The 8,030-nt window shown below is 49.6% G+C and carries 7 protein-coding genes; all 7 read left to right on the top strand.

Annotated elements, in window-relative coordinates; genetic code table 11:
* Positions 1 to 161: 161 nt before the first annotated feature.
* The 7 genes from spoIIP to EIZ37_RS25155 all read left to right on the top strand — a co-directional run bounded on the left by spoIIP (position 162) and on the right by EIZ37_RS25155 (position 7,856).
* On the top strand, positions 162 to 1,346 hold the full coding sequence (spoIIP, locus tag EIZ37_RS25185; RefSeq protein WP_134687520.1) for a stage II sporulation protein P: 1,185 nt from the start codon (positions 162 to 164) through the stop codon (positions 1,344 to 1,346).
* A 6-nt stretch (positions 1,347 to 1,352) separates the two neighbouring features.
* Positions 1,353 to 1,658: a DUF3679 domain-containing protein gene (locus EIZ37_RS25180; RefSeq protein WP_134687519.1), complete on the top strand. Its 306-nt coding sequence runs from the start codon at positions 1,353 to 1,355 to the stop codon at positions 1,656 to 1,658.
* 139 nt (positions 1,659 to 1,797) lie between these two features.
* Positions 1,798 to 2,721, top strand: coding sequence for an ArsR/SmtB family transcription factor (locus tag EIZ37_RS25175; protein WP_134687518.1), 924 nt, complete (start codon positions 1,798 to 1,800; stop codon positions 2,719 to 2,721).
* The gene (locus EIZ37_RS25170; RefSeq protein WP_134687517.1) at positions 2,718 to 3,944 is read left to right on the top strand and encodes an MFS transporter; all 1,227 of its coding nucleotides are present in this window, start codon (positions 2,718 to 2,720) and stop codon (positions 3,942 to 3,944) included. Before EIZ37_RS25175 ends, EIZ37_RS25170 begins: the two co-directional genes overlap by 4 nt.
* 177 nt (positions 3,945 to 4,121) lie before the next feature.
* Positions 4,122 to 5,090 carry an ABC transporter ATP-binding protein gene (locus EIZ37_RS25165; protein WP_134687516.1) on the top strand — a complete coding sequence of 323 codons (969 nt, stop codon included), beginning with the start codon at positions 4,122 to 4,124 and terminating at the stop codon, positions 5,088 to 5,090.
* Positions 5,091 to 5,115: 25 nt separating this feature from the next.
* Positions 5,116 to 6,087 carry an ABC transporter ATP-binding protein gene (locus tag EIZ37_RS25160; RefSeq protein WP_134687515.1) on the top strand — a complete coding sequence of 324 codons (972 nt, stop codon included), beginning with the start codon at positions 5,116 to 5,118 and terminating at the stop codon, positions 6,085 to 6,087.
* 119 nt (positions 6,088 to 6,206) lie between these two features.
* The gene (locus tag EIZ37_RS25155; protein WP_134687514.1) at positions 6,207 to 7,856 is read left to right on the top strand and encodes an ABC transporter substrate-binding protein; all 1,650 of its coding nucleotides are present in this window, start codon (positions 6,207 to 6,209) and stop codon (positions 7,854 to 7,856) included.
* The last annotated feature ends 174 nt before the right edge of the window (positions 7,857 to 8,030 follow it).

Raw genomic sequence — 8,030 nt, 5'->3', positions numbered from 1 at the left:
GAAAAACCCCAGTAAAATATGGGGTTTCTCGTCAGTCTGAGCCCACCCAGGTGGGCTGTTTTTTCATCTCTAGCTCCGTCTATTTTTATACAGCCGCGGTTCTAGCTTCTCTCTCGATCTCATAAAGTAGAAAAAGAGATCAGGAGATAGGAGGAGAACAGATGGCAGCGCTTTTGCAAAGACAATTCGTTTTCTTGTCCATTGTCACTGCTTTACTCTTTGTCATCAGTGGATTCATGGCACTTGGGTCCAATCGTTCCATGCTTTCCTCTTCGACTGTCCAGCAAGCGACTGCACGGATTTCCAGTCTGGCCCTGCTATCCTTTGTCAGCAGAGAGATTCCGGCACTCTCCTCGACCATCCAGCCTGAATCGAGCCAGACAGACGAAAGCTTCTCCGAGCTGGTCTTTTCGATGGTGACAGGGATTAATCCGGGAGACTTGCGCAGCTTGATGGGCAGAGAATTACCCGGGTTGCTCACGTTTGACGACGCACGAATTGTCGTGCCAGGGGTCGGTACGGATTTATCCGATCTATATATTGAGTCCGCTTCCCCGCATGACGTCGCTCCAGAAGGCGGAAGCACGGCAGGTGTGACGGAGGAGCCCCCCGCCGCGGATGAACAAGGAACCGCAAAAGAGGGTATCGAGACTCCACCTGCTCCTCAGCCCGATGCAAACATGGCGAAAAAGAAAACGGTGTTTATTTACCATACGCACAATCGGGAATCATGGCTGAATGAGACGAAGATGAACCCGACGACCGAAGCGGTTGACCACCCTACCCGCAATATCACGTTGGTCGGTAAAAAACTTGCAGAAGAGCTGCAGGGAAAAGGAATCGGTACCGTGGTAAACACGGACGATATTTACAGCAGGGCTCCCTACTCGCTTGCCTATGCGGAATCGCTGAAGGAAGTGAAGGCGGCTGTCTCAGAAAATCGGGATATGCAATATTTCTTTGACTTGCATCGGGATATGCAGCCTCGTGAAAAAACGACGGTAAATATAGGCGGCAAAAATTATGCGCGTGTCTTTTTTGTCATTGGATTGCGCAACAAAAACTATGAGAAAAACACGGAGTTTGCGAAAGAGCTTCATCATCTGCTTGAGAAAAAATACCCCGGAATATCCAGGGGAGTGACCGAAAAAGGAACAAAAAACGGAAATGGGGAGTATAATCAATCCATTTCTCCGGGCAGTCTGTTAATAGAAATTGGCGGCACCGGCAATACCCTGCAGGAGAGCTACAACACAGCGGCGGCTCTCGCAGACGTCTTCGCTGAATATTACTGGAAAGCAGAGCGTGTATCGCAAGAGCAGCCCGTGAAAACCGACAAGAGGTGATTGTCCATGAATGTCACGTTAAAATTTATCGGCCTCGTGGTTGTCCTGCTTGTCGGTGTAGCCATCGGGCTGCAAACAGCCGAACGGGGCATCTATAAAGTAGAAGGCAGGCCAGATCAGCTCCCGCAAACGTTTTACATCAAAAAAGTGGACAAGGGCCAGATGGAAATCGCCGTGATGGGAACGACCAAGCAGATTGAAGGAGAGCCCGCAGAAGTAACCACGTACGTGAGCCAATTTGGCGAATCGATGGGAAGCATGATCAAAAACAGTACAAAAAAACTGATCGATTGGTTGGCGGGTATGTTATAAGCAATTGAATGTGAAGCTGAGTCGACTGGCCTGGTAGATACCAGGTCATTTTTTTATGGCGAAAATGGGAACCATTGACAAAATGAACGGTAAGTTATACGATGAATTTCGAATAAAAAAATGATTCGATGGTGATCGAATGAAAGAACAATATTCTATAAAAATTGAATATTCACCTGCGTATGAGCTTGTTCTCAGTTTTTATCATTATATCTACCATCGGCACATGAAGGCTCCGCGATTGGATGGGCAGTGGAGAGCACTGGTCGAGCAAAGGCTGCCTGCGTCTTTTGCACAGGAACTTCAGGATGAACGCTGGGAGGTATTGCATCGCATGGTGCTGCTCATCTCCCAATGCCCGAAAAAAACAACGGTGGAAGACTTTTTGCACTGGTTGGAAAAGCTGCCCCCTGGTGAAATCTATGAGCGGCTCGCTCCTTGGGTGGAGACCATACCGTTGAATTTGGGAGAAATTCGCGATCGGAGTCTTTATTTGCTATCCGAATGGAACCTTCATTATTTCCGGAGCCTGGATGCGGAAATATTACTGCAGCTGGAGGGCGAAGGACAGAAATGGGGAAAGGAAGCGCTTGTCCGCTCCTCTGTCGACTTGATTGAAGAGGTGACGAATGGGATGAGAATCGAGCCGTCTGCCCAGTTGGATACGATCATCGTGGTGCCGCAGTATCATTGCGCTCCTGCCACGATCCTCGATTTCTTTCGCGGCGTTGCTACCTGCCTGTTTCCAGTCCCTGAGGTTGGCTCGGAGCATTCGATGGCGGGAATCAAGCTTGTAGCTCAATGTCTAGCGGATGACAAACGGCTGGAAATTCTGCAATTGTTGACACAAGGGCCCCATTCGCTGATTGAACTGCATAAAAAGCTTGGGCTGGCCAAGAGCACGGTCCATCATCATATTACGGCCTTGCGCAGGGCAGGGATGATTCGGGCCCACTTTCTTGATCATACGACGCCTGCTTTCTACAGCTTGCGTCCGGTATTCATGGAACGATTTTCTAGAGAGCTGCAGCAGCATTTCAGCCTGGAAGGGAGCAACTCATGAGCAAGATCCAACTTTACTGGAAGGCCTATCATCCGGTCGTGCATATGCTAATGCTCGGCTCGGTGCTGATTACGTTGACCAGCTCCATGAGTTTGCCGTTTTTGGCGATCTATTGGCGTGAGACAACCGAAATGGACTACGCTTCGATCGGCGTCATCATTGGAGCGGGGGCTATCGCTGCGACGGTTTCCGGATTTATCGGCGGGATATTGTCTGATCTGTTTGGCAGGACCAAGCTGATGATCGTATCCTTGCTCGTGTTGGCGATTTGCTTCGCCGGATTTGTGTGGACGACTCATCCTGCACTGCTGTTTCTTCTCAGCATCGGGAAAGGGATCAGCTCCGCTTTCTTTGCGACGATTTCCAAAACGCTGATGGGAGATCTGACTCCCGAAGACAAACGCTACCGGATGTTTGCAAATCGTTACTTGGCTATCAATATCGGGTTTTCGGCCGGTCCGATGGCGGGGGCTTTTCTGGGGATTGGAGGCAGTCCGGTTGGATTCCAGCTGACGGCCCTCGTGTACATGCTCTATGCCATCGTCCTTGGGCTTGTGTTTCTCCGGATTACGGTTCAATCCGATCAAGCGCATGCGCAAGACAAGGTGACATTTCGTTCCGCTTTGCAAGTCGTGCGACACGACCGGGTCCTGCTGCTGTTGTTGCTAGGCAGCATTTGTCTGATGACCGTACACGGGCAAATGTCAGTCACCCTTTCGCAATACTTGAAGGATCATTTTGTAGATGGCGTGAAGCTGTTTGCTTTCCTGATGAGCCTGAATGGGCTGACCGTCATTTTCGCCCAGATCCCTGTCACGCGATGGGCCGAGCGCTTTACGCTGTTTGGACGAATCGTGCTGGGGTGCTTGCTGTTTACGGCTGGCGAGGTAGGCTTCGCGTTTTCGGAAGGGTGGCTGACATTCAGTCTTTCCATGATCCTTTTTACCATTGGCGAGATTCTGGTAGTGCCGGCGGAGTTTGCGCAGCTGGATCAGATTACTCCGGAGGGCATGCGCGGGACGTACTACGGAGCACAGGGATTCAGCGAGTTCGGCAATTTCCTCGGTCCTTGGCTAGGCGGATTATTGCTGGCCGTATATGGGGGGGAAGCGTTGTTTCTCACGATGGGGGCCATCTCATTGATCAGTCTGGTGTTCTTCTCACAAGGACGAATTCAGTTTAAGCGCAGGGAAAGTAGTTTATCCTTAACAAAAGATAGCTAGATAATATAAGAAATAGAGACTAGATTCTAATTAGTGAATCTAGTCTCTTTCTTTAGTCAAGTAATAATAGTATGAATTTATCATGTTGCCAAAAAATTATGTACATGTCATAATGTGTACAGTTGGTAAATTTATCTTTCTTTTTCAACATTTTTTGCGGTAAGAGAGGTGCGTTACGTGACACAGCCTATCCTTCAGATCGAAAACTTGCAAACGCACTTTTTCACTGACCGAGGCCAAGTTCCAGCGGTAGATGGAATCGACATCATCGTTAAAAAGGGCGAAATTGTCGGAATAGTCGGCGAATCGGGATGCGGAAAAAGTGTAACCTCGCTTTCCGTCATGAGGCTGGTTCCCAATCCGCCCGGAAAAATTGTCGGGGGAGCCATTAAGTTTAAAGGCGAAGATCTCGTCAGTGCCAGCGAGAAGCGGATGCGTGAACTGCGCGGCAATGAAATCGCGATGATTTTCCAGGAACCTATGACCTCGCTGAATCCGGTTTACACCATTGGCGATCAAATCGGGGAAGCAGTTCGACTACATACGAAGGCAAGTAAAAAAGAAGCAAAGCAGCGGGCCGTCGAGATGCTGAAAAAAGTAGGGATCCCGCGTGCGGAAGCGATCGTGGACGAATATCCGCACCAATTGTCAGGGGGGATGCGTCAGCGCGTGATGATCGCGATGGCGATGGCCTGTGACCCCGAACTGCTGATCGCGGACGAACCTACGACAGCGCTCGATGTGACCATCCAGGCACAGATTCTGGACTTGATGCGCAAATTGAACGAAGAGTCACAGACAGCGATCATGATGATTACTCATGACTTGGGCGTCGTGGCTGAAATGTGCCATCGGGTCGTGGTCATGTATGCGGGCAACATCGTAGAAGAGGGCGATGTCCGCACGATCCTGAAAGAGCCGAAGCATCCTTATACGATCGGCTTGCTCAACTCGATTCCGAAAATGGAAGAGACGAAAGAACGTTTATACTCCATTCCGGGCAACGTTCCGATCCCTGGCTCCTTGAAAGTGGGCTGCCGGTTTGCTCCTCGCTGCGAGCATGCAACAGACCAGTGCCGCACGGAAATGCCAGCGCTAAAAACAGTAGGAGAGGGACATCGCTCACGCTGTTGGTTGAACGAATAAGCCCCCGAAAGGAGCATGCAAGCAAGTGACTGCAGATCTACTCACCGTTAAAAACCTAAAGAAATACTATCCGATCACGGGCGGCGTCCTCGGGCGTGAAATCGGCACTGTCAAAGCGGTGGACGATGTATCGTTCAGTGTCAAAAAAGGAGAGACGCTCGGTCTGGTAGGAGAAAGCGGATGCGGAAAATCGACGACAGGTCGTTCCATCCTCCGATTGATTGAACCGACAGAAGGAGAGATCCTCTTTGATGGCAAAAATGTTTCCGCCATGTCGAGGGAAGAATTGCGCAAAGTCCGCAGAGACATGCAAATTGTCTTTCAGGATCCCTTCGCTTCGCTGAACCCCCGCCATAATGTCGAGAAGATCATGGAAGAGCCCTTGATCGTGCATGGAATCGGGACGCCGGGTGAACGGAAAAAACGCGTGCATGAAATGCTGGAAGTCGTTGGCTTGAACAGCTACCACGCGAAGCGCTTTCCGCACCAGTTCAGCGGCGGGCAGCGTCAACGGATCGGGATTGCCCGTGCCTTGATGCTCAATCCCAAGCTGATTGTAGCAGACGAGCCTGTATCCGCACTCGATGTGTCCATTCAATCACAGGTGCTTAACCTGATGCAGGACCTGCAGCGGGACATGGGCCTGACGTATTTGTTTATTGCCCACGACCTGTCTGTTGTTCGCCACATCAGCGATCGCGTCGGCGTGATGTACCTGGGACGGATGGTGGAATTGACCACGAGCACCCAGCTCTATGACAATCCGCTCCATCCATATACACAAGCGTTGCTTTCCGCGGTTCCGACACCGGATCCAGAAGTAAAACGCGAGCGCATCATTTTGCAGGGAGACGTGCCAAGCCCGGCGAATCCGCCGAGCGGATGTACCTTCCATACGCGTTGTCCCCATGTGAAGGATGTATGCCGAAGCGTCCGTCCGGAATTCTCGGATGTCGGGAACGGACATTTCGTGGCATGCCATCTATATAATCAATAGAAAGCATGCTCCCTTTATAGGAGAGAATGCTGTCTTGATAAAGGGGGGATGTCTCGCAGAAATTGCGATATTGCCTAATTATTTTTTCTTACAAAAGGTTAGAAGGGGGATTTTCGTTCATGAAAAAAAGAATGCTTACAACGGTATTCTCGTCCCTCTTGGCACTCTCCTTGGCTCTCACCGGCTGCGGAGGTTCGCAAGAGGCACAAAAACCGGCAGACACACCACAACAACCTGCAGCTGAACAACCTGCTGCGAGCGGTCCGAAGCAGCTGATCATTGGCCGCGGCGGTGACACAGTCGGACTCGACCCGATTCAGCATACAGACGGGGAAACGTTCAAAGTTACCGAAAACATTTTTGACACATTGGTTTCCTATGAAGAGGAAAATACCAATGTGGTTCCCGGCCTCGCTGAAAGCTGGGAGATCGCTCCAGACGGACTTACATACACATTCAAGCTTCGTCAAGGCGTAAAATTCCATGATGGAACCGACTTCAACGCTGAAGCGGTAAAATTCAACTTTGATCGTTGGATGGATAAAAACAATCCGCTTCACAACAAAGAAGGCTATGAGTATTACAACGACATGTTTGGCGGTTACTTGGGCGATGAGACTCACGTAATCAAATCGGTTGATGTGGTTGATCCATACACCGTGAAATTCACGCTGAATCGTCCGTTGGCTCCATTCATTCAAAACCTGGGTATGTCTTGCTTCGCGATCGCTTCTCCTACAGCCCTGAAAGAAATGGGACCTGAGAAGTTCAACGAAAATCCAGTGGGTACTGGACCATTCATTTTCAAAGAATGGAAACGCAACGACACCATCACACTTGAGAAAAACCCTAATTACTGGAACGCAGGCTTCCCGAAACTTGACAAGCTTGTTTTCAAAGTAATTCCTGAAAATACAGCTCGTCTGACTGCTTTGACTTCTGGCGAGATCGACCTGATGGACGGTCTGAATCCGGATGACGCGCAAACAGTGAAAGACAACCCTGAGCTGCAGCTGATTCTGCGTCCTTCCATGAACATTGGTTTCGTAGGCTTTAACGTTGAGAAAAAGCCGCTCGACAATCCAAAAGTTCGTGAAGCACTCGCTTATGCGATCAACAAACCAGCGATCGTAGAAGCGTTCTTCGCAGGATTGGGCGAGCCGGCAGTGAACCCAATGCCGCCATCCCTGTGGGGTTGGAATGGCAACATCAAAGACCGCGAATTCAACCTGGATAAAGCAAAACAATTGCTTGCTGAAGCAGGTTATGCAAACGGCTTGAAATTGAAATTCTGGGCAATGCCAGTTGCTCGTCCATACATGCCAGATGGCGTGAAAATCGCAGAAGCAATCCAGCAAGACCTGAAAAAAATCGGTGTTGAAACCGAAATCGTAACCATGGAATGGGCTACTTACCTGGAAAAAACCAAAGCAGGTGAGCAAGAAATCTTCATGCTTGGTTGGACAGGTGACAATGGTGACCCAGACAACTTCCTGGCTACCCTGTTGGACAAAAACAACATCGGCGGCAACAACCGTACACGCTATGCAAGCGAAGAAGTTCACAAACTGTTGATGGCAGCACAATCCGCTACTACGAAAGAAGAGCGTGAAAAACTGTATCAACAAGCGCAAGAACTCATCTTCAAAGATGTGCCAATGGTTCCACTTGCACACTCTACGCCAGCACTGGCTGCGAAAAAGAACGTAATCAACTACAAACCACATCCAAAAGGCTCCGAGTCTTTGGAGAAGGTTGACCTGCAATAATCAACATTCTTGAATACCGAGAAAGGGTAAGAGGAGTTCCTCTTCTTACCCTTTCTTAGTCGATAAGAATTTATAAGAAAATTCTCATCGACATAAGAAAAACTAAGCTCCGCCAAGGACTTGGCGGAGCCAATTTTTGTGCGCCCAGCATGGGCGATAGCTATAGGGTGAAAG

Source organism: Brevibacillus migulae (assembly GCF_004521915.1).
Classification (GTDB): domain Bacteria; phylum Bacillota; class Bacilli; order Brevibacillales; family Brevibacillaceae; genus Brevibacillus_F; species Brevibacillus_F migulae.
The sequence above is the reverse complement of the archived record's forward strand: the minus strand, read 5'-3'. Positions and strand labels throughout refer to the sequence as shown.

Bases quoted from the DNA above. Each gene is read 5' to 3' on its own strand.
- spoIIP (WP_134687520.1), top strand. From the start codon at position 162: ATGGCAGCGCTTTTGCAAAGACAATTCGTTTTCTTGTCCATTGTCACT.
- EIZ37_RS25180 (WP_134687519.1), top strand. From the start codon at position 1,353: ATGAATGTCACGTTAAAATTTATCGGCCTCGTGGTTGTCCTGCTTGTC.
- EIZ37_RS25175 (WP_134687518.1), top strand. From the start codon at position 1,798: ATGAAAGAACAATATTCTATAAAAATTGAATATTCACCTGCGTATGAG.
- EIZ37_RS25170 (WP_134687517.1), top strand. From the start codon at position 2,718: ATGAGCAAGATCCAACTTTACTGGAAGGCCTATCATCCGGTCGTGCAT.
- EIZ37_RS25155 (WP_134687514.1), top strand. From the start codon at position 6,207: ATGAAAAAAAGAATGCTTACAACGGTATTCTCGTCCCTCTTGGCACTC.